Source organism: Pseudomonas sp. NBRC 111132 (genome assembly GCF_001320565.1).
GTDB classification, from domain to species: Bacteria; Pseudomonadota; Gammaproteobacteria; order Pseudomonadales; family Pseudomonadaceae; genus Aquipseudomonas; species Aquipseudomonas putida_P.
Window position 1 is genome coordinate 1 of record NZ_BCBI01000082.1, and the last position, 20,125, is coordinate 20,125.

The window sequence follows — 20,125 nt, forward strand, 5'->3', positions numbered from 1 at the left end:
TCCATGCCAGCCATCTTGCTGTGGTCCATACCGGCCATGCTGCCGTGATCCATGCCACCCATGCTGCCGTGGTCCATCCCCATATCACTCATGGAGATGAGAGGCCTTGGATCTACAGCCGGCACCGGTGCCTGCAGGCCCTCACGGACAGCCAAGGTACCCCTTGAATAGCCGGTGCGATCCATGGATTGAGCAAAGATGGTGTAAGCCTGCTCGTTTTCAGGCTCGACAATGACATCGTAGGTTTCAGCAACGGCAATCCGGAATTCATCGATCGACACTGGCTTAACGTACTGACCGTCGGCTGCGACAACCGTCATTTTCAAGCCGGGGATCCGCACGTCGAAATAGGTCATCGCCGAGCCATTGATAAAGCGAAGCCGGATTTTCTCCCCTGGCTTGAAGATTCCCGTCCAGTTCCCATTTGGCGCCTGGCCGTTCATGAGGTAGGTGTAGGTGTGCCCGCTCACGTCAGCGAGATCGGTTGGGCTCATCTTCATCTCGGCCCACATCTTTCGATCGGCCACAGCAGCAGACCAACCTTTCTCGCTCACGTCGTCGACGAAGTCGCCAACGGTGCGCTTGTGGAAGTTGTAATAGTCCGACTGTTTTTTGAGCTTGGACATAACCCGCGCCGGGTCTTCGTCGGTCCAATCACTCAGCATGACGACATAGTCACGATCGTAGGTGAAAGGCTCTGGATCCTTGGCATCAATCACCAGCGCACCGTAAACACCGACCTGCTCCTGGAAGCCCGAATGGCTGTGGTACCAGTAGGTGCCGTTCTGGTGGACCTTGAACTTGTACTCGTACATGCCGTCGGGAGCGATGCCATGGAAGCTTAGACCCGGCACGCCGTCCATATTCGCCGGCAGGATGATGCCGTGCCAGTGGATGGACGTGTCCTGCTTCAAGCGGTTGCGAACCCGTAGCGTGACCGTGTCGCCTTCGCGCCAACGGAGTATTGGTCCTGGCAGCGAACCGTTGATGGCCATCGCCGTTCGAGCTGCCCCGGTAATGTTCACCGGGAGCTCCCCGATGTACAGGTCAAAATCGGTGCCGGTCAGTACGTTAGGCTGGCCAGGGCTGGTTACGGCCCAGACCGGCGCGCGCCACATGCCCAGCCCACCCAGTAGTCCGGTAGCAGCCAGGCCTTTGACGAATGAACGTCTCGTGGTTTTGCTTTGCATGCCGTTGCGTCCAATCAGGTAGATCGCTGATATCCAGACTGCGGGATCCGCAGCCATCTGGTTTCAATTGAGCTCCCCCAAGCCTCGTAGACTTTCGCCAAAGCACAAGGATTGCGGGAGGCAATACCCCGAAAGCTGACATAGTTCAGATTCCGGGGTGATTACATTTCTGTAAGCTAAGCTCAGCAGCTCTCGTGGCCGGGGTGCTTTTGGCTTTGGGCGGTAACAGGAGCCTCTGCTTTTTTCTCCTGAGCAACCTGGTAAGCCTGCATGGAAGATGCACGTGCAGCTTCCATCCTGGCGAAGGTGCGATCCGCGCCGCCTTCAGCCAGGGCGAGGCTCGCCATGCCGAAGGTGACTACCATCACAATCGCTTTGATCATGTTCATTTGCGTTTCCTCTAAGGGTCAGTTTCGCCTGATTGGCGCCGTTCACAGTGCTCAAGCTAGCTACCCGGCACTGTCAGCAAGCTGAGCCCGACATTACTTTTCCGTCAGCTTCTGGTTGGGTGCCTTTTTTGCTGCACACTGAAGGGCATCCAAGGGGGCGCAGCAGATGAAATTACTCGTAGCCGAAGATGAGCCAAAAATCGGGGCCTACCTGCAGCAAGGGCTGACGGAGGCAGGCTTTACCGTCGATCGTGTGGTCACAGGGACCGACGCGCTGCAATACGCTTTGAGCGAGGCGTATGACCTGCTGATTCTTGATGTAATGATGCCGGGGCTAGACGGCTGGGAGGTGCTGCGGATGGTACGTGCGGCAGGGAAAGAGGTCCCAGTCTTGTTTTTGACGGCCCGTGATGGCGTGGACGATCGCGTGAAAGGGTTAGAACTCGGGGCTGACGATTACCTGGTCAAACCCTTTGCATTCTCGGAACTGCTAGCGCGTGTGCGCACTTTGCTGCGAAGAGGCAGCAGTGGCTATGCTCAGACCACTATGAAGATGGCTGACCTGGAGGTAGACCTGCTTAAGCGCCGGGCCACCCGAAATGGCAAGCGGATCGACCTCACAGCCAAGGAGTTCTCCTTACTGGAACTACTCATGCGCCGACGCGGCGAGGTACTGCCGAAGTCCCTGATCGCATCGCAGGTGTGGGATATGAACTTCGACAGCGACACTAACGTGATCGAGGTTGCTGTTCGTAGGTTGCGGGCCAAGATTGATGACGATTTCGCCCCCAAGCTCATACATACAGTTCGTGGCATGGGCTATCTGATGGATGTTCCCGAGTAATGCGCGCCCAATCGTCGCTCGTTAAACGCCTTACCCTCATGTTCATGTTCGCGGTCATCGCCGTATTGGTCGTTGCCGGCGTGAGCTTCTACATGCTCAGTCAGCACCATTTCCAGATGCTGGATGAGCAAGCCCTGGCCGAGAAACTCGAATCCACCCGGCACATCCTTTCACTTTCAGCAGCACGTGATGAACTTGAGGATCAGGAGCCTCAACTGCGTGCTTTGTTGGGGGCTCATCAGGACCTTTCTGCGGAGATTCTTGATGCTGACGGTACTGTCCTGTTCTCGGACTCCAAGGCATCCCGCATCCCTGAGCGCTTTAAGCAGGCCTCTTCTGGCGCCGTTTGGGACTGGCAAATCGACTCGCGGAACTTCCGGGGGATTACCTCTCAACTGGCTATAGCGCAGGCGCAGGCGCCGGTAACAGTCATGTTGATGCTGGATGTCACCAGCCATGCCCACTTTTTCAAGACGCTGCAATGGTGGTTCGGCATTGGCTTGGTCATCAGCGCTCTGGTTAGTGCAGGATTGGGGTGGATCGTGGCCAAGAGCGGTCTTCGGCCGGTTGGGCAGATCACCAAGGTGGCGACATCCATGTCTGCCCGGTCCCTTCGCGAGCGAATTCCATTGGAGCCCGTGCCGCTTGAATTGCAGGAGCTGATCCTCTCCTTCAACGGAATGCTTGCACGCCTGGAAGACGCGTTCGTCCGGCTATCAAACTTCTCAGCCGACATCGCACATGAGCTGCGGACTCCGGTAAGTAATCTTCTGACGCATACCGAAGTCGTTCTGACCAAAAAACGCGACCTCGATGCCTACGAAGACAACCTCTACTCCAATCTTGAAGACCTCAAGCGCATGTCGCGCATGATCGATGACATGCTGTTCCTGGCAAAAGCTGATAACGGCTTGATCATCCCCGAGCAGGTTGATATCGATCTGGTCGGGCTAGTGTCCAGACTGATTGAGTACTACCAGCTTGCAGCCGAAGACCGAAGCATTCGGCTTGCCCTTCAAGGCGAAGGTACGATCCGTGGTGACCGGCTAATGATTGACCGGGCGGTTTCCAACATTCTATCCAACGCTTTGCGCTATACCCCCGAAGGCCACGATATCGCCGTCCGGATTGTCGAGGCGGCTGATCAAGTGAACCTGTCCGTCCAGAACAATGGGGCCACGATTGATCCGGAACATATCAACAAAATCTTCGACCGGTTCTATCGCGCTGACCCTGCAAGGCGGGAAGGAAGCCCAAGCAACGCCGGCTTGGGTCTGGCCATAACGCGTTCGATCATCGAGGCTCATGGTGGGCGAATTTGGTGTACCTCCGCTGACGGCGTGACGAGTTTTCACATCGCTCTGCCGCACGCCAAACAATCCACTTCCAAGCCTCAAACGGCTTAATGCTCATTTCATGCGTGTAACCTATACTCGGCCATCATGAACCGGCTCCTACGACTGTTCACCATCCTGCTTCTAATCGCATCGCTTCCTCTCAACGGCATGGCGGGAGTCGACTCAGCCATTGAACCATGCCCCATGCAAACCATGGGGATGGAGATGATGGCGGGGATGGATCACGATTGTTGCCAGGATACTGATCCAGGATCAGCTGCCGACCACTCCAAAGCCTGCAAAGTGGGCCAGGAGTGTAGAACCGCGAGCACAGTTCAGGTCGAAATAATTAACCCCACGCTCACCTATTCTGCGCCTAGGCCAGTAGATACCTATGCGGTGAGCCTCGTAAACAGGGCGCCTCCTGACCCTTGGCGGCCACCCCGCGCCTGATTACCTCTTAAATTCACCCCATCGTCCTGTTTTGCAGCCGGATGATGGCATGCGCTTGCGCGCTGATTTTTTGAGGAATCATTTCCATGACTCCCCCACGTTACCGATTAGGGATGGCATGTCTGGCCGCTCTGATCAGCCTGTTGTCGACGTTACCGGCTCAGGCTACACCGTTGTCTCTGGAGGAAGCGCTTCAACTTGCCGAACGCAATGCCCCCATCCTCCAGGCCAGGCAAGAGCAAATGACGGCCGCTCGACACGCTGTGATCCCAGCAGGCGAGCTGCCTGATCCACGTCTCAACCTAGGAGTGCAGAACCTTCCTGTTGACGGCAGTGATCGTTGGAGCATGAACCGCGATTTCATGACGATGCAGGTTGTCGGCCTCTCCCAGGAAGTACCAAACCGGGACAAGCGGGAGGCACGAGTTGAGACGGCACGAGCGAGCGTTGAGCGAGCCGATGCAGAGGCGGTGTTCGAGCGCTTAAAAGTGCGTGCTGCCACAGCCCAAGCTTGGGTCGCGGCGTACACCGTTCAACGGAAACTGCAGCAGTTTGAGGACTTCTACAAAGAAAACCGTCTGTTGGCCGCAGCAATCCGCGCACGCCTGGCCGGCGGTACCGGCGCGACGGCCGACGCACTTGCTCCTGACCAGGAAGCTGCGCAACTCGATGAGCAAAAAGATGTTCTGCTCACACAGGCCGCTCAGGCACGGGCTGCACTCAAGCGATGGATTGGAGAGGATGCTGATCCGCAAGCTCAAGCATTTCCGCGCTGGCCAGTGAGCGCGCCGGACTATCTACACGCTATACATGCACATCCAGAATTGGCGACCTACAACGCCCTTACGCGGGAAGCACAAGCTCAAGTGCACCAAGCCTTGGCAGAAAAGAAGTCGGACTGGGGGTGGCAGGTGGATTACCAGCGGCGCGGGCCTGAATTCAGCAATATGGTGAGCCTGCAGGTAAGTTTCCAACTGCCCTTGTTCGCTGGCTCACGGCAGGACCCGATGATCGCGGCACGTCGCGCACAAGTCCGGCAACTGGAGGACGAACAGGAAGCGGCATTGCGTGAGCATAAAGCGCAGCTGGAGACAGATCTTGCGGATTACCAGCGATTGCAGCGAGCAGTGCAGCGCAGCCGTGAAACATTGTTACCGCTAGCGGAGGATCGAGTCCGCCTCGCCCTTGCTGACTATCGAGCCGGTAAATCACCCTTAAGTGAGGTTCTCACCGCTCGACGTCAGCGGGTTGAAACACGACTGCAAGACATCGATCTGCAAGGACAGTTGGCCGCGACAGCTGCACGGCTGCACTTCGCGTATGGAGAGGTGCGCGCATGAGAAATTCAACTATCAGCCTTGTGGTATTGGCCGCGTTGGCTATCGGCGGTGGCGTTGGCTATCAGCTAGCAAAGCGTGGGCAGGTGTCCACTGCCTCCCCTGAAACGCTACAGAAGGTGCTGTATTGGTATGACCCGATGTACCCCCAGCAGCACTTTCCAGCACCGGGCAAGTCGCCCTTCATGGACATGCCACTGGTGCCGAAGTACCAGGAAAGCACCGCTGCTGAGGTGAGCCCCGCAGTTCAAGTTTCACAGGGGCTCCAACAAAACCTGGGGGTCCGTCTGGCTACCGTAGCGAAAGGGCAGCTTGCTCGAACCCTCCAGGTGAGCGGCGTGCTTACCTTCGATGAGCGGGATTTTAGCGTTCTGCAGGCTCGTACCGGTGGCTACGTCGAACGCACCTATGGCCGCGCTACAGGCGACGTGGTTGCCAAGGGCGCCCCATTGGCAGATGTGTTGACGCCTGAATGGGCGGGCTTGCAGGAAGAGTACCTGGCGCTTCAGCGATCTGGGGACAATGAATTGCGCGCTGCAGCTCGGCAACGACTACTGCTGGCGGGTATGCCTGCCGATCTTATCAACCGGATTGACCGTACGGGAAGGGTCCAGAATTCGGTAACGCTCTTGGCCCCAACAGCAGGCGTCCTTCAGGCTCTGGAATTGCGGCCAGGCATGACAATGACACCGGGTGCAACGTTGGCGAAGATCAATGGTATCGCGAACGTCTGGCTTGAGGCCGCAGTACCTGAAGCGCAAGCCCAAGGCCTACAGGAAGGACAGGCAGTGCAGGCGAATCTGGCAGCGTTCCCAGGCGAACCTGTTCCCGGCAAGCTGACCGCATTGCTGGCTGATGCGGATCTGCAAAGCCGCACCTTGCGGCTTCGTATAGAACTGCCCAACCCCGGCGGCCGGTTGCGCCCAGGCATGACCGCGCAGGTTTCCCTCCATCCGTCCGGGCAACAGGATGACAGCCTACTGGTGCCAGCCGAGGCGATCATTCGGACGGGGAAACGCGATCTCGTAATGGTGTCAGAAGACGGAGGTCGATTCCGGCCGGTGGAAGTAGTGCTCGGCCAGGAAAGTGCTGGCCAGGTGGTCGTGCTGCGAGGCCTTCAGGCGGGCCAGCGCGTTGTGGCGTCCGGGCAGTTTCTGCTGGACTCCGAAGCGAGCTTGAAAGGTATCGAGGCCGTTACTGCTGGCGATGCTCCACTTGCGCAACCTGTACAGCCGGCTCTACATCAGGCCAATGGGCGCATCGTTCAAATAGAAGGTAATCAGCTGACCATCGCTCATGGACCGTTCGTGACGCTGGGCATGCCTGGTATGACGATGACTTTCCCTGTGGCAGATCCCCGCTTGATTGCCGGACTCAAGGTTGGCGAACGCATCCGGTTTGGAGTGCGCGAGCGCGATGAAGGCATGGTCATCGAGCAAATAACCCAGCAGGAGAACCAGCCATGATCGCGAACCTGATTCGTTGGTCGGTTGGCAACCGCGTCCTGGTCCTGCTGGCAACACTGTTTGCCGTAGCTTGGGGCGTTTTCTCTCTGCGCAGTTTGCCGATCGACGCGTTGCCTGACCTGTCAGATGTGCAGGTGATTATCCGCACCTCCTACCCAGGGCAGGCACCGCAGATCGTGGAAAATCAGGTGACATATCCCCTGACCACCACAATGCTTTCCGTACCCGGAGCCAAGACAGTGCGGGGCTTTTCAGCATTTGGAGACAGCTTCGTATATGTGTTGTTTGAGGACGGCACAGATCTCTATTGGGCGCGGTCCAGGGTGCTCGAATACCTAAGCCAGGTTCAGTCTCGATTACCGGCGTCCGCTAAGCCAGTGCTCGGACCCGATGCCACTGGTGTAGGCTGGATCTACCAGTATGCGCTGGTGGACCGCAGTGGTACCCATGACCTGGCACAGCTGCGCAGCCTTCAGGACTGGTTCCTGCGCTTCGAGTTGAAAACTCTTCCGGACGTTGCCGAAGTGGCGACGATAGGCGGGATGGTCAAGCAGTACCAGGTAGTGCTCGATCCGCTGCGCATGGCCAGCTTGGGAATCACTCAAGTTGAGGTTTCGGACGCCATCGCCAAGGCCAATCAGGAAACCGGTGGCGGCGTGCTCGAACAAGGCGAAGCTGAGTTCATGGTAAGGGCTTCCGGCTATCTGAAGTCACTCGATGATTTCCGAGCCATTCCCCTGCGCCTGGCTGCGAAGGGTATACCCGTAACACTGGGCGATGTAGCCACTGTACAGCTGGGCCCTGAGGCACGTCGCGGCATCGGCGAGCTTGATGGACAGGGCGAAGCGGTGGGCGGCGTAGTAATTCTGCGCAGTGGCAAGAATGCGAAAGATGCCATCGCTCACGTCAAATCCAAGCTTGAATCGCTGGAAAAAAGCCTGCCTGCCGGGGTCGAGCTGGTCACTACCTACGACCGTAGCCAGTTGATCGATCGTGCTGTGGAAAATCTGAGCCAGAAGCTGATTGAAGAGTTCATCGTGGTCGCACTGGTGTGCGCTGCATTTCTTTGGCATCTGCGCTCATCGTTGGTCGCCATCGTCTCGCTTCCGGTTGGTGTCCTCATTGCCCTGATCGTCATGCGCCACCAGGGCATCAACGCCAACATCATGTCGCTTGGGGGCATAGCCATTGCAATCGGTGCGATGGTGGACGCCGCTGTGGTGATGATTGAGAACGCGCACAAACGGGTTGAGGCTTGGCATACGTGGCACCCTGGAAAGTCGTTGCGTGGCGAAGATCATTGGAAAGTGATGACTGAGGCAGCAGTCGAGGTCGGGCCTGCGCTGTTCTTCAGCCTCATGATCATTACGCTGTCCTTCATACCGGTATTCACCTTGCAGGCTCAGGAGGGAAGGCTGTTTGCGCCCCTCGCATTCACCAAGACTTATGCAATGGCAGCAGCAGCGGGCCTTTCGGTTACCCTGGTACCCGTGCTGATGGGGTACTGGATTCGGGGTCGTTTACCGGCAGAAGAGCGCAACCCACTCAATCGAACCCTGATACGGCTCTATCGCCCAGCATTGGAGATCGTTCTACGCCGGCCAAAGCTCACGTTGGCGGGTGCACTGTTGATTTTGCTCAGCAGTGTCTGGCCCCTGAGCCAGCTCGGCGGCGAATTCTTGCCGCCACTGGATGAAGGCGATTTGCTGTACATGCCGACTGCCCTGCCAGGTCTTTCGGCGCAGAAAGCCTCTGAGCTTTTGCAACGTACGGACCGGCTGATCCGAACGGTACCGGAGGTCGCCAGTGTCTTCGGTAAAGCGGGCCGGGCTGAATCAGCGACCGACCCGGCCCCGCTGGAGATGTTCGAGACGACTGTCCGACTTAAACCGAAGGATCAGTGGCGAGCAGGGATGACCACTGAGAAGCTGATCGAAGAGCTGGACCGTACCGTGCAGGTACCTGGGCTAACCAATATCTGGATCCCACCGATTCGAAACCGTATCGACATGCTCGCAACCGGTATCAAAAGCCCGATCGGCGTAAAGGTTGCCGGCAGCAATTTGAATGAGATCGACCGGGTGACTCTGGCTATCGAGAAGGTGGCCAAAACGGTTCCAGGGGTGACTTCCGCCCTCGCCGAGCGATTAACCGGTGGACGCTACATCGATCTGGATATCGACCGCCAATTCGCAGCGCGTTACGGCCTGAACATTGCTGATGTCCAAGCGATTGTTGCCGGCGCCGTTGGGGGCGAAAACATCGGCGAAACCGTAGAAGGCCTGGCGCGATATCCCATCAGTGTTCGGTACCCACGGGAGTGGCGTGACTCTGTTGATGCCCTGCGGCAGCTACCGATTTACACCAGCCAAGGGGGGCGAATCACACTGGGAACCGTGGCACGGGTGCGTATTGCGGACGGTCCACCCATGCTCAAGAGTGAAAACGCGCGCCCCTCGGGCTGGGTGTATATCGACGTGCGGAGACGGGACCTGTCCTCCGTCGTTGCCGACCTGCGCCGGCTAGTCGATCAGCAGGTGAAGCTCGATCCTGGCATAAGCTTGAGCTATTCCGGGCAGTTCGAATACCTGGAGCGCGCCAATGCGCGCTTAGCATGGGTAGTACCGGCGACGCTGGCCATTATTTTCGTCCTTCTCTACCTCACGTTTGGCCGCCTCGGTGAAGCGCTGCTGATCATGGCTACCTTGCCATTTGCGCTAACCGGCGGCGTATGGCTGCTGTACATGATGGGCTACAACCTGTCGGTGGCCACGGGTGTCGGTTTTATCGCCTTGGCTGGGGTCGCAGCAGAGTTTGGAGTCATCATGCTGATCTACCTCAACAATGCCTGGACTGAACGAAACGGCAACGGTACGCAGGGGCAACCTGCGCTTCTGGATGCTATCCGCGAAGGGGCCGTGCAGCGCATCCGCCCCAAAGCCATGACCGTAGCAGTGATCGTCGCAGGCTTGATGCCAATCCTCTGGAGTAGCGGTACCGGCAGCGAAGTCATGAGCCGGATCGCTGTACCCATGGTCGGCGGCATGCTCACCGCGCCTTTGCTCTCACTATTTGTAATCCCTGCGGCTTACTGGCTCGTCAGGCGCCGCGGACTCGCTGTACACGATAACCCCCAAACAGGAGTAACCCGATGAAGAAGCTACTGATCAGCGCTGGCCTGGTGTTCGCCGTTGCGGCGGCGGTGCAGGCCCAAGACATGTATGGCACGGATATGAAGAATATGCCCATGGAAGGCAACGAGACCCAAGGCAGCCAGGCGGCTCCGACTGCATCGGCTGAGGGAACCATCAAAGCTTTGGAACCAGGTAAAGTTACCTTGGCGCATGGACCAGTATCAGCCCTGAAATGGCCGGCAATGACCATGGGCTTCAGCGCTACCGAGCAGCAACTCAAGGGACTCAAGGTAGGCGACAAGGTCAGCTTCGATTTCCGAATGAATGGGGGCACAGCGACGATCGTAGGCATTCGCAAGCAGTGACGGATTGACTTCTAACCCTGCCTATTAGAGCTGATAGGCAGGGTCATTTAGCCAAACTTTGGAAAAAGTGCTGCCGCAATTCCTGACCGCGCCGCCTTCAGCTCTGTGCCTCGGGACGCTAGTTGGTCTTTGCGCTCTGTAGCCGGGATGCATTCAGATCAGAGTAGTAGCTGACGTTTGAGCAGAGATCTTCGTGCATCACGATCTATATGGGTCGAAAGCGGACAGGGCATCGCAAAGTCATCCAACTGCCTGAGTTATCCGAACGCCAACAAGGATTCCACCGAGCTTGTCGACAAGAAAACCCGCGACAACTCAGAGTGTTATCCGAGCAAACAGACTTTGGATACCCTATTCCCGCTAGAAACACTGCCGCTGAAACCCTCCTGGCATGTAGCTCCTTCGTCCTACGCTTCAGCCTCTATGACCCCCACCCAACCTTTCGCGCAGGTGCGGAACGAACCTAGGCGTAACGCGGGTATAAGCTTCGTAGGCAGCGCCAAACTGCTTGTGCATTTCCCGCTCTTCGGAAACCGCCAAACGCCCGTACATCACCAGCAACACCGGGAACATTGCCAGCGTCAGCAGCGTCGGCCACTGAAGGAGAAAGCCCAGAAGAATCAGCACAAATGCCACGTACTGCGGATGTCTGATCCAGCCATAGGGCCCGACCGTTGCAAGTGAACGGCGGCGTTGCGCGTGATATAGCACGTTCCAGGCGGCAGAAAGCAAATAGAAGCCGAAACCCAGGAATAGGTAACTGGCAATGTGCAAAACACTGAAGTGTGGGTTGCCCTGGTCACCGAGCAACGTCGACCACAGATGGCCGGATTCGTGGGAAAGCAGATCGAGGTTGGGGAACCTGGCCTGCAACCAGCCTGACAACAGATAGATCGTCAGGGGGAAGCCATACATTTCCACAAACAGGGCAACGATGAAGGCCGAGAATGCACCGAAGCTCCTCCAGTCTCTCGCCGTTGCCGGCTTGAAGAAACTGAAGGCAAACATGATGAAGATCGCGGAGTTGATGAAAACCAGCGACCAGAGGCCATACGCGCTTTCACCATGATTCATGATGGATCTCCCGGCTTATGGATATCAGCCTTATCGGAGGGGGCCGGTTTGCTCTGGCCCTGGTGATGGTGTCCCCCATGTCCTCGATGCATGAAGACATGCATCAGCGGACAGGCGAGCAACAACAGATAAGGCAGGGCTCCAACGACATGGGCAAGGTGCTCGGTGAGCAGGAAGTAGACGGCGATCCCACCGATTACCACCAGGCCGATTGCATAGCGTGAACGCCAGAAACTGTGTGGTGAGCCGTTTTCATCGAAGTGAGGGTTCATAGCGACTCCTGGGAAAGGAGATGGGTTACTTCGATGCAGCAGATGGCATGCGGTCCATCATCATCTGCATCATCGACTCCATCATGTCCATGCGCTTTTCCATCATCTGGTGGCGGGCGGCCATATCCCCGCCCATGCCGCCATGCATGCCCCCCATTTCAGGCATGCCACCCTCCATGGACTTCATCATGGCCATGCCATTTTTCATCAGCGCCATATGCTCGGCCATCAACGCCTGACGGGCTTCCGGCGTTTTGGCTGCAGCCATCTTTTCGTGCATGGCTTGCATGGCCTTCATTTGCTGGTCCATCGCCGCCATTTGCCCTTTGTCCATTGGCTGAGAAGGCGTCTTCTCGGTAGCCGCCGCGCTTGGCGCATCGGCCGGGTGATGTGTCGAGTGTTCATCGGTGTTTTGCGCCATGGCGCCCACGGACGCTGCGGCCAAACAAAGTCCGATCAGTAAATTTCGAACGTTGTTCATCATCATCTCCTTAGCACTGTTTTAAAGCCGGATGCCTTGGTCTGGGCGCTAGGCCTCACCTGGCACGACAAGCAAATTACTGCGCCGGCGTGAATGCTCATTTTTCGCGTCGTGCTCGGGTTGTACACCGACGGGCTATTATTGGGCACTCGGCGGCTCGAAGCTGATCCCGTTTGGCCCGGCGCCAACCTTATGGGTAGCAACGACCTTTCGGCTGCTCGTATCGATGACAGATACGGTGCCCGCTTCAATATTGCTGACAAACACATAAGCGCCGTCGCTGCTGATGGCCACACCATGGGCACCCTTGCCGGTGGTCACGGTGCCCAGGCTGCTACGCGTCTGGAGATCTACGATGGAGACTCGGTCGTCCGGATTCTGGCCACTGCCCTGATTCGCGACATAGACCTGGCGACCGTCAACGGTGGCCATCATCTGGATTGGCGTGCGGCCGACATCAACCTTGCTGATCACCTTGCGTCTGGCCGTGTCGATGATGCCAAGCTGATTTGTCGCACTGAGCGAGACGAATGCCAGGCGACCGTCAGGGGCAAAGCCGACCTGGACAGGGCCTTTGCCCACGGGAATCTGCGCGGTTTCTTTGAGTGTGACGACATCGATAAGCGATACGCTGTCGCTCTTCATGTTCGCGATATAGAGTGTCCGGCCATCAGGGCTCAAGCGCAGCCCATGGGGATAACGCCCAGTTGGAATACCGGGCAACTCGATTCGCTGCTCAAGGTCAAATACTCGCACCTGGTTGGCAGCGGAATCGGTCACAAAAGCTCGCAGCCCGGTGACGTCGGTGACCACATGAGCCGGGTGATCGCCTGCCGGGAAGCTGAACGGTGGCCTGTCCAGCGCGCTGGTACTGAACACCAGCAACTGCCCACCGGGCTTTTCACCGCTCGAATGCCCCGCATGTCCAGCCACTCCAACAACCAGAAGCAAGCTGCCGTCGGGCGAAACCTGTAGGTTGTGGGGTGCGATCGGCAAGGCGACCGTGCTCACATCACCTGTCGCAAGATTTACCTGGCTAATGGAAGCGGACCGTTCATTGGCCGTGTAGACGTTACCCGTAGGGTTTGCCATGACCAGCCCCAGAGGGATGAGCAGGGATATCCCCAAGGCCATAGAACTAAACCGCTTGGCAGTCATCATTGTGAATGAGCTCCAACGAGGGGCCGGGGTATGTGAGCCAGGCTGGCCTATACATTTACTCAAGATAAACACCAATCGCGAAGCATTTTCTTGATCAGCGTCAACGTCCACAGCTTGACTCGGCACTGGGTGATCGAAGGCCGTCCATTTCTTGGGGAGTATTGCTGGCTATCCCGACCCGGAGTCAGTCGACATCAGGCTGTATATGAAGAAACCGCGCCATGAAACATGGCACGGCGGCTTGCCATCTGAGCGGTAACGAGACTTAGCGACTGACTTTGGTTGGGTAACCAAGCGCCTGGACCAGTGCACCGACGCGTTCCGCCTCGATGTTGCTTTGGACACTCACTGTACCGGCAGCACGATCAACGATCACCTTCGCGTCGCCATCGGCAGCCTGGATGGCCTTGGTGATCTTGTTGACACAACTGCCACATCCCATACCGGAAACTTCCAAAACGAACATAGCGGGCCTCTCATGCTGGTACGGCTTTTCTCGCCGCATTTACAGCTTCAACCTTGACACGATGACAAGGTCAAGGCCCGGTCAAAGGATTTATCTTCGCCCTGAAATCTTGTCCAACTCCTCTGGCGGCGGCCCCTGCTGCATCACAATTGTCCCTTACGATCTTGGCAGAAGATGGCGGACGTCGCAGTTGCCCGATGTCCTCCATCAGGACCAGATTGGCGCCGAACTCGCGGACATACCCGCTAAGGCCAAAGCCCTAGACAGTCAGTCATATGGATCAGGCGTTGAAACGCTGATGGCGGAACTTCCTCTCATAGGTTGCGGTGTGCCCATTTCAGTCTGTGACTACGCGCTTCAGCCGCAGTGCGTTGAATACCACGGAAGCCGAACTTACGCTCATGGCCAATGCCGCAATCATCGGTGACAATAGATGGCCGGTAAGCGGGTAGAACAAACCTGCCGCCAGCGGTATGCCCATAGCGTTGTAGAAGAATGCGAAGCCCAAGTTTTGACGCATGTTCTTCACCGTGGCCACGGATAGTGTTCTGGCCCGCAGGATGCCCATCAGGTCGCCCTTGACCAGCGTCAACTGGGAGCTGTTCATGGCAACATCGGTGCCAGTTCCCATGGCGATCCCGACATCAGCCCGGGCCAGCGCAGGGGCATCGTTGATCCCATCTCCTGCCATGGCAACCCGGCGCTTATCGCCCTGCAGGAGCGCCACCAGTTGCTCCTTGTCCTCGGGTTTCACTTCTCCGTGGACTTCCTCGATGCCGAGTTGTTTCGCGACCGCACGTGCCGTAGTCAGGCCGTCGCCGGTGGCCATGATGACCTTCACATCTTCTGCCTGTAGCCGGGTTACCGCCTCCTTGGAGGTGGGTTTGACCGGATCGGACACCGCTAGCAGGCCAGCGAGCACGCCATCGACGGCCAAGTACATGATACTCATGCCTTCCAGACGCAGCTGCTCGGCGCGGTCTCGCAACGGACTGGTGTCGAGGCCAGCCTCTTCCATCAAGGTCGTGTTGCCAAGCTGCAGCCGTTTGCCGTTCACCTGGCCACGTACACCGATCCCAGAGCCCGACTCAAACGCCTCTGGCTTGGACAAGCTGTGTCCATGCGCTCGCGCATGATCGACAATCGCATGTGCCAGCGGATGCTCGCTGCCTTGGTCCAGGCTGGCGGCAAGGCGCAAGACTTCGGGTGGCATGAACTGCCCGGTACCGACCACGCTATGAAACACTGGCCGGCCCTCGGTGAGGGTCCCGGTCTTGTCGACGATCAGCGTGTCGATCTTGCAGAGGTTCTCGATAGCACTGGCGTCTCGGAAGAGCACGCCACTGCTGGCAGCCTTCCCGGTAGCGACCATGATCGACATGGGAGTGGCTAGGCCGAGCGCGCAGGGGCAGGCAATGATCAGGACCGCGACCGCATTGATCAGGCCGAAGACCCAGCCAGGCTCCGGTCCGAAAAGCCCCCAGCCGAAGAGCGTGACCAGCGCGACCAGAATCACCCCCATGACGAAATAGCCGGCCACGGTGTCCGCCATCCGCTGCATCGGGGCTTTCGAGCGCTGAGCCCGCGCGACCATCTGCACGATTTGCGAGAGCACTGTCTCGGCGCCGACCTTCTGCGCCGCCATCACAAGGCTGCCGTGGGTATTCAGCGTGGCACCGATGAGTGCATCCCCAGCTTTCTTCATCACTGGCACGGGCTCGCCTGTCAGCATGGATTCATCGATAGCACTTTCGCCTTCCAGGACCACCCCGTCGACCGGCACCTTCTCGCCAGGGCGAACGCGCAGGTGGTCGCCCGTATGCACGTGGGTGAGCGGAATATCTTCCTCCTGACCATCGGCCCCGATGCGACGGGCCGTCTTGGGGGCAAGACCCAGGAGCGACTTGATGGCGGCGGAGGTTTGTGAGCGCGCCTTGAGCTCGAGCATTTGGCCGAGCAACGTTAATGAGATGATGACTGCAGCCGCTTCGAAGTAGACACCGATGCGGCCATCCTGCATGAAAGTCGTCGGGAAAACCTGCGGGAACACTGTGGCCGCAACGCTGTATAGGTACGCCGCAGCCGTTCCCAAACCTATCAGGGTCCACATATTCGGGCTGCGATTACGAATCGATGCGACCCCACGCACGAAAAACGGCCAGCCAGCCCATAGTGTCACGGGAGTGGCCAGAATCAACTCCACCCAATTCTGTGTGGCACCATGCAGCAATTGGAGTTGGTGGGCAGTCATGGCCAACACGGTCACGATGACCGTCAGGGGCAAGGTCCACCAGAAGCGGCGGGAGAAGTCCTTGAGTTCCGGGTTCTCGTCTTCCTCAAGCTCCGGTATTACCGGCTCTAGGGCCATGCCACAGATTGGGCAACTGCCCGGCCCACGCTGGCGGATTTGGGGATGCATCGGGCAAGTGTATTCGGCGTCCGCCGCGTTGCTTGGCTGCGGGGCAGCCGAGTGGAGATGGCCCGCGTGTTCTTGGTCCTGGGGAGGGCTAAGATAATGCACAGGCGCTGCGCGGAATTTCGTCAGGCACTTTTCACTGCAGAAGCGGTATGTCCTTCCCTCGTATAGCTCGAAGTAGCGACTATCCGGTGGCACCGTCATACCGCATACCAAATCGCGCTGACTACCATCCGGTTGCTCATGCGGGTGCGAGTGGTCATGGTCATGGTCATGGTCATGCTGGCACGATTCGGTGTGCATGAAGTAGTTCCCTTTGTTGTCCGGTTTGGACGAGTTTTCACCCTTCTGGTGAGAATACCCGCCATGGTTGTGCCCGAAGAGTTGCGTCAGCGGACAGAGCAACAAAATTAAATAACTGTAGTGCCTGTGACAGGTGGCCATAGTGCACGAGCCACATAAAACAGGCCAAATATGGCCAGCATGATCAGTGCAATACCGCCTTTAGTCCGCCAAAAAGGTATTGCCAGATCTGTACCACGGCGATGGGCTCCGTCATGATCAACTCCCAAGCTGGGTGGGAAATATCGGCCGCTGCCGTATTGTCCAGCCTAGACAACATCTCCTTGAACAGCTGTGACGCCAATCAATGCTCCTGTAAGCGTGTCGATTATTGTTGTGGTGTAGCGTCATGGCATAGATCATTTCTGGAGGTTGCTGATCCTGCTGCTGCACCAGTGGTTGCCCTTCGACAATGCGCTGGCTGCCTTGTACCCCGGCGAGGGAGTGCCCAAGCCGCTGGAGGAGTACGACGCCGGCTCCCGGTGGGGAACGCCGTCCATGCTTTCCTGCCTGGACGGCCTATACTTGCTCGACCCCTTCTACCAGGCCTGTCAGGAAGGCCTGCCCAGTGGGCTGTAACGCCTGGAGGAGATCGCTTCTGACCAGTTCCGTCAAAGCGAGTACTTCCTCAGTTACTTCCACGCCAACGCATTGGAAGACGAGGTGCAGTTCGTTCTCCAGTTGCCGGCCAAGGTAGCCTTATGCGATCTAACAGCTCAAGCCCCAGACCTGATACATGCGGTGCGGTACAGCGCTGATCGGGTCACTCTTCGCTGTTCCCCTTCCAGCTTTGCCTTTGCCCACAGCAGACGTCGGAGATGAAACTGCTCGGCGGACTCACAAACCTGCTCCAGTGCTCTCGCACAAGGCTTTGATCTGGCCATCTTTGCTTGAATGGCTGACCCGTGGCAGGGCGTTGGCCGTGTTTTCTTCGTGCGTGTTGAGCCCAAGGCGAGCGCGATCCACCATCCACAGGCCGCTACTGCCGCGCGCCAATTCTATGCCGGCACTACTCGTCAAAAAATAGGTGAGTGCTTACCCGGCAGGCAATGGGCTACTATCGAGCCCTATATCTATCCGAAAGGGTTAGCTCCGTTGCCAGGGAACTGCATGCAGGCCATCGATATTGAAAACGCGATCGTTCTTCCTTGGGGGCTTGGCTCAAGATCGCCCCATGACCTGTTTTCTGTGTGCGCAGAAATCATTAACTGCCCTGGTGACATCGTTTTAGACGCTAGCAACCTCTCGTATATCGATCCGTTAGGGATGGCCACGCTGCGAGCGTTGTTTGAAAACCAGTTGGTCCAGAAGCGAGTTTCGATGCAGTTTTTGAGCAGAGACCTGACCTCCTACCTGGCCAGGATGGATTTTTTCAAGGACATTGATGTAGAGGGTGTAGATCTATCGGGGGTAGGACGTCGAAACGACCGAAGCACCTCGTTGGTGGAAATCACCAAAATCAGCGAACACCATCAAGCAGAGGCTGCAGCCTCTCGCCTCGCTAGAGCTATTACGGGAAGGTTGACTCAATCGGACCCGGATGCCCCAGTCGACGAGCACACGGGACGGAATGAGTTTGACTCCTACCGGGGCCCTCTGGAGTATTCGCTCAAGGAGCTATTGGAAAACTCGCTTACTCACGCCCGCAGAGAGGGACGTGGTGACGCCGCCGTTTGGCTGACCTGTCAGTTTTATCCAAAATTGAACCTTGTACGCATGGCCATCGTCGATAATGGGTGTGGGTTTCTCGCGACACTGAGGAATCACCCTGAGCTTCATGACCGCACGCATTTGCACGCGATCGAGGCGGCACTCAAACCGCGAGTGAGCTGCAACCGGGGTGCGATGGCCCAGATCCTGGGTAGCGAGAACCAAGGTATCGGGTTAACAACTACCGCAAAAATTGCAGACGCGGCGGGCGGTGGTTTGATCATCGTGAGCGGCAATGGCATACATGACACAAAGCGTCGGCAGTCTCAGGAGCTGCATGATGCGCTGTGGAATGGTGTATCGATCGCGTTTAGCTGTACCCGTGAGCTGCTGCCCACCATTTCGATCAGTGACTTGCTGCCGAAGGACGATGCAGGACAGGTTGACGACGATCTCGACCTAGATCTGAATTTCCGCTAGCTCTGGCTTTTTGATAGCTCGAGGGCTAGAGTCGATCATGCAAGGAGCGGTAAATGGGAGATTCAGCGTCAACTGAAACTCTCGGGCTGCAAAAAAGGATTATGCAATACAAGGGGTTACGACATGCAAACTCAAATTCGATTAAGTAGGGATAGTTCTATCCGAACGTACGGAATGCGAGCTTCAGCGATCCCCTACCGTACCGAAATCGAACGCTCGCTCAGCAGTGGTGAGAGCGTTGTCATAGATTTCGCTGGGAACGATGTCACTCAGTCCTTCGTCGACGAGTTGATCGGGGCGCTGATTCTGAAGGAGGGTCGCCAGGTGGTATCGCGCCTTGCCTTTGAAAACTGCACCAACGATGTCAAAGGAATCATTAAATTTGTGGTCCATGATCGAGTTCGACAGCTGCAAAAAATGCCCGCGTGACGGATCCGCATTGAATTTAAGGCCCTCAATATTGAGGGCCTTTTCATTGGTGCCAGGCAAAAGATAGCCGTCTTGAGTGGCCCCCATAGCTCGCCCTGAAAAGCGAATCAGCAGCACTGGTCGGCTGGAATCGAAGAAGGTGCCTGGTTCGAAGGCGGCATATTTTGATCTCAAAATGAGTTTCATCCGCCATCGAATCGTCAAAGACAGTGAAGCGTCTGGCTTGGTTGAAAGCATGGAGTTTGTAGTGTCACAGCCTCGCGGAGGTGAGCTTGAGCACATTCACAAGGAAGTCATCAAATTCGATTCGGCTTGGTTCGAATCTCTTATCCGGATGCCGGTTGATCATCCTTATCGCAGAATGGATAGAGTGAAGATGGCCCGGGAGGAACTGGGCGATCTGCTGGAGCTGACTCAGGCCTGAGGAGGCCTGCTGTAAACCACTTTTTTTCACTGTAAACCACAGTGGTTTACAGTGAAAAAAGTGGTTTACAACGTAGCTATGACACGCGCCCTGGCCACTCCCCAGGCCAGCGCGCTCCTCATTGGTTCGTTCAGCCGGACGTCGAACACCTGTGCTGCTCGGGGCCTTGCCACGCCGCGGTGTCCTATAATTCATCTTCAGCTGAATGGAGCAAAATGTTGTGAAGCGCACATTCATTGGAATGGTCGAGGCTGGTGAGCCACTGATGAGGCAAGCGCTTGAAGCTATCCGACAGGCCCACGAAGCGGAGGCTGCTGGATTGCCAGACCTTGAGGTACAGCGTCTTCACCTATTGGCAGATTCGCTCTATCAGGCGGTCATTGATTTTCAGCTCCTCAAAGCAGGTAAACCACCG

General features: G+C 57.2%; 18 protein-coding genes and 1 pseudogene. 11 read left to right on the forward strand and 8 right to left on the reverse strand.

The genetic code is table 11. From position 1 onward, the window contains the following. Together APH35_RS26025 and APH35_RS26030 are read right to left on the reverse strand one after the other, a co-directional pair. Window positions 1-1,190: copper resistance system multicopper oxidase (locus APH35_RS26025; RefSeq protein ID WP_139121097.1), on the reverse strand; the 1,190-nt coding region annotated here is incomplete at its 3' end. Between the two features lie 182 nt (window positions 1,191-1,372). Beyond that, window positions 1,373-1,579: a co-regulatory protein PtrA N-terminal domain-containing protein gene (locus APH35_RS26030; RefSeq protein WP_011953085.1), complete on the reverse strand. Its 207-nt coding sequence runs from the start codon at window positions 1,577-1,579 to the stop codon at window positions 1,373-1,375. A gap of 166 nt (window positions 1,580-1,745) precedes the next feature. Here APH35_RS26030 and APH35_RS26035 point away from each other — a divergent pair, with 166 nt between their 5' ends. The 6 genes from APH35_RS26035 to APH35_RS26060 all read left to right on the forward strand — a co-directional run bounded on the left by APH35_RS26035 (window position 1,746) and on the right by APH35_RS26060 (window position 10,515). Continuing rightward, complete coding sequence (locus APH35_RS26035) at window positions 1,746-2,423, forward strand: heavy metal response regulator transcription factor (protein WP_011953086.1); 678 nt, start codon at window positions 1,746-1,748, stop codon at window positions 2,421-2,423. Continuing rightward, window positions 2,423-3,829, forward strand: coding sequence for a heavy metal sensor histidine kinase (locus tag APH35_RS26040; RefSeq protein ID WP_011953087.1), 1,407 nt, complete (start codon window positions 2,423-2,425; stop codon window positions 3,827-3,829). The genes APH35_RS26035 and APH35_RS26040 overlap by 1 nt, the downstream gene beginning before the upstream one ends. A gap of 470 nt (window positions 3,830-4,299) precedes the next feature. Then, window positions 4,300-5,553 carry a TolC family protein gene (locus tag APH35_RS26045; protein WP_011953089.1) on the forward strand — a complete coding sequence of 418 codons (1,254 nt, stop codon included), beginning with the start codon at window positions 4,300-4,302 and terminating at the stop codon, window positions 5,551-5,553. Continuing rightward, the gene (locus APH35_RS26050) at window positions 5,550-7,016 is read left to right on the forward strand and encodes an efflux RND transporter periplasmic adaptor subunit (protein ID WP_011953090.1); all 1,467 of its coding nucleotides are present in this window, start codon (window positions 5,550-5,552) and stop codon (window positions 7,014-7,016) included. The genes APH35_RS26045 and APH35_RS26050 overlap by 4 nt, the downstream gene beginning before the upstream one ends. Further along, window positions 7,013-10,171: an efflux RND transporter permease subunit gene (locus APH35_RS26055; RefSeq protein WP_011953091.1), complete on the forward strand. Its 3,159-nt coding sequence runs from the start codon at window positions 7,013-7,015 to the stop codon at window positions 10,169-10,171. Before APH35_RS26050 ends, APH35_RS26055 begins: the two co-directional genes overlap by 4 nt. Continuing rightward, the gene (locus APH35_RS26060; protein WP_011953092.1) at window positions 10,168-10,515 is read left to right on the forward strand and encodes a copper-binding protein; all 348 of its coding nucleotides are present in this window, start codon (window positions 10,168-10,170) and stop codon (window positions 10,513-10,515) included. Before APH35_RS26055 ends, APH35_RS26060 begins: the two co-directional genes overlap by 4 nt. A gap of 414 nt (window positions 10,516-10,929) precedes the next feature. Here APH35_RS26060 and APH35_RS26065 read toward each other — a convergent pair whose 3' ends face one another. The 6 genes from APH35_RS26065 to APH35_RS26090 all read right to left on the reverse strand — a co-directional run bounded on the left by APH35_RS26065 (window position 10,930) and on the right by APH35_RS26090 (window position 16,829). Next, window positions 10,930-11,589 carry a methyltransferase family protein gene (locus tag APH35_RS26065; protein WP_011953093.1) on the reverse strand — a complete coding sequence of 220 codons (660 nt, stop codon included), beginning with the start codon at window positions 11,587-11,589 and terminating at the stop codon, window positions 10,930-10,932. Continuing rightward, entirely contained in the window at window positions 11,586-11,861 is a 276-nt protein-coding gene (locus APH35_RS28680; protein WP_011953094.1) for a DUF2933 domain-containing protein, read from the reverse strand. Before APH35_RS28680 ends, APH35_RS26065 begins: the two co-directional genes overlap by 4 nt. Before the next feature lie 25 nt (window positions 11,862-11,886). Continuing rightward, window positions 11,887-12,342: a hypothetical protein gene (locus APH35_RS26075; protein WP_011953095.1), complete on the reverse strand. Its 456-nt coding sequence runs from the start codon at window positions 12,340-12,342 to the stop codon at window positions 11,887-11,889. Window positions 12,343-12,480: 138 nt separating this feature from the next. After that, window positions 12,481-13,503 (reverse strand): YVTN family beta-propeller repeat protein, encoded by a 1,023-nt coding sequence (locus tag APH35_RS26080; RefSeq protein WP_011953096.1) that lies wholly within the window; start codon window positions 13,501-13,503, stop codon window positions 12,481-12,483. Between the two features lie 265 nt (window positions 13,504-13,768). Further along, a complete protein-coding gene (locus APH35_RS26085; protein WP_004575963.1) occupies window positions 13,769-13,969 on the reverse strand; it encodes a heavy-metal-associated domain-containing protein in 201 nt (66 codons plus the stop codon). A gap of 337 nt (window positions 13,970-14,306) precedes the next feature. Then, window positions 14,307-16,829 carry a heavy metal translocating P-type ATPase gene (locus tag APH35_RS26090; RefSeq protein WP_135198622.1) on the reverse strand — a complete coding sequence of 841 codons (2,523 nt, stop codon included), beginning with the start codon at window positions 16,827-16,829 and terminating at the stop codon, window positions 14,307-14,309. Between the two features lie 249 nt (window positions 16,830-17,078). Between APH35_RS26090 and APH35_RS29120 the strand changes: the two are divergent. The 5 genes and pseudogenes from APH35_RS29120 to APH35_RS29180 all read left to right on the forward strand — a co-directional run. Further along, window positions 17,079-17,414 (forward strand): annotated as a pseudogene (locus tag APH35_RS29120) (helix-turn-helix transcriptional regulator); the annotation flags it as partial. A 423-nt stretch (window positions 17,415-17,837) separates the two neighbouring features. Beyond that, window positions 17,838-18,857, forward strand: a complete 1,020-nt coding sequence (locus APH35_RS29175; RefSeq protein WP_015268415.1) for an ATP-binding protein — start codon at window positions 17,838-17,840, stop codon at window positions 18,855-18,857. A gap of 174 nt (window positions 18,858-19,031) precedes the next feature. Then, entirely contained in the window at window positions 19,032-19,286 is a 255-nt protein-coding gene (locus APH35_RS29810; RefSeq protein WP_128337688.1) for an STAS-like domain-containing protein, read from the forward strand. A 139-nt stretch (window positions 19,287-19,425) separates the two neighbouring features. Continuing rightward, on the forward strand, window positions 19,426-19,710 hold the full coding sequence (locus tag APH35_RS26110; RefSeq protein WP_374701361.1) for a hypothetical protein: 285 nt from the start codon (window positions 19,426-19,428) through the stop codon (window positions 19,708-19,710). 205 nt (window positions 19,711-19,915) lie between these two features. Then, the coding region (locus APH35_RS29180) for a hypothetical protein (protein WP_218187677.1) at window positions 19,916-20,125 on the forward strand (210 nt) is incomplete at its 3' end.

Coding starts and splice junctions, on each gene's coding strand:
- APH35_RS26035 (WP_011953086.1), top strand. CDS start 1,746: ATGAAATTACTCGTAGCCGAAGATGAGCCAAAAATCGGGGCCTACCTG.
- APH35_RS26040 (WP_011953087.1), top strand. CDS start 2,423: ATGCGCGCCCAATCGTCGCTCGTTAAACGCCTTACCCTCATGTTCATG.
- APH35_RS26060 (WP_011953092.1), top strand. CDS start 10,168: ATGAAGAAGCTACTGATCAGCGCTGGCCTGGTGTTCGCCGTTGCGGCG.
- APH35_RS26065 (WP_011953093.1), bottom strand. CDS start 11,589: ATGAATCATGGTGAAAGCGCGTATGGCCTCTGGTCGCTGGTTTTCATC.
- APH35_RS26080 (WP_011953096.1), bottom strand. CDS start 13,503: ATGATGACTGCCAAGCGGTTTAGTTCTATGGCCTTGGGGATATCCCTG.
- APH35_RS26050 (WP_011953090.1), top strand. CDS start 5,550: ATGAGAAATTCAACTATCAGCCTTGTGGTATTGGCCGCGTTGGCTATC.
- APH35_RS26055 (WP_011953091.1), top strand. CDS start 7,013: ATGATCGCGAACCTGATTCGTTGGTCGGTTGGCAACCGCGTCCTGGTC.
- APH35_RS26085 (WP_004575963.1), bottom strand. CDS start 13,969: ATGTTCGTTTTGGAAGTTTCCGGTATGGGATGTGGCAGTTGTGTCAAC.
- APH35_RS29810 (WP_128337688.1), top strand. CDS start 19,032: ATGCGAGCTTCAGCGATCCCCTACCGTACCGAAATCGAACGCTCGCTC.
- APH35_RS26030 (WP_011953085.1), bottom strand. CDS start 1,579: ATGAACATGATCAAAGCGATTGTGATGGTAGTCACCTTCGGCATGGCG.
- APH35_RS26075 (WP_011953095.1), bottom strand. CDS start 12,342: ATGAACAACGTTCGAAATTTACTGATCGGACTTTGTTTGGCCGCAGCG.
- APH35_RS29175 (WP_015268415.1), top strand. CDS start 17,838: ATGCAGGCCATCGATATTGAAAACGCGATCGTTCTTCCTTGGGGGCTT.
- APH35_RS28680 (WP_011953094.1), bottom strand. CDS start 11,861: ATGAACCCTCACTTCGATGAAAACGGCTCACCACACAGTTTCTGGCGT.
- APH35_RS26045 (WP_011953089.1), top strand. CDS start 4,300: ATGACTCCCCCACGTTACCGATTAGGGATGGCATGTCTGGCCGCTCTG.
- APH35_RS26090 (WP_135198622.1), bottom strand. CDS start 16,829: ATGGCCACCTGTCACAGGCACTACAGTTATTTAATTTTGTTGCTCTGT.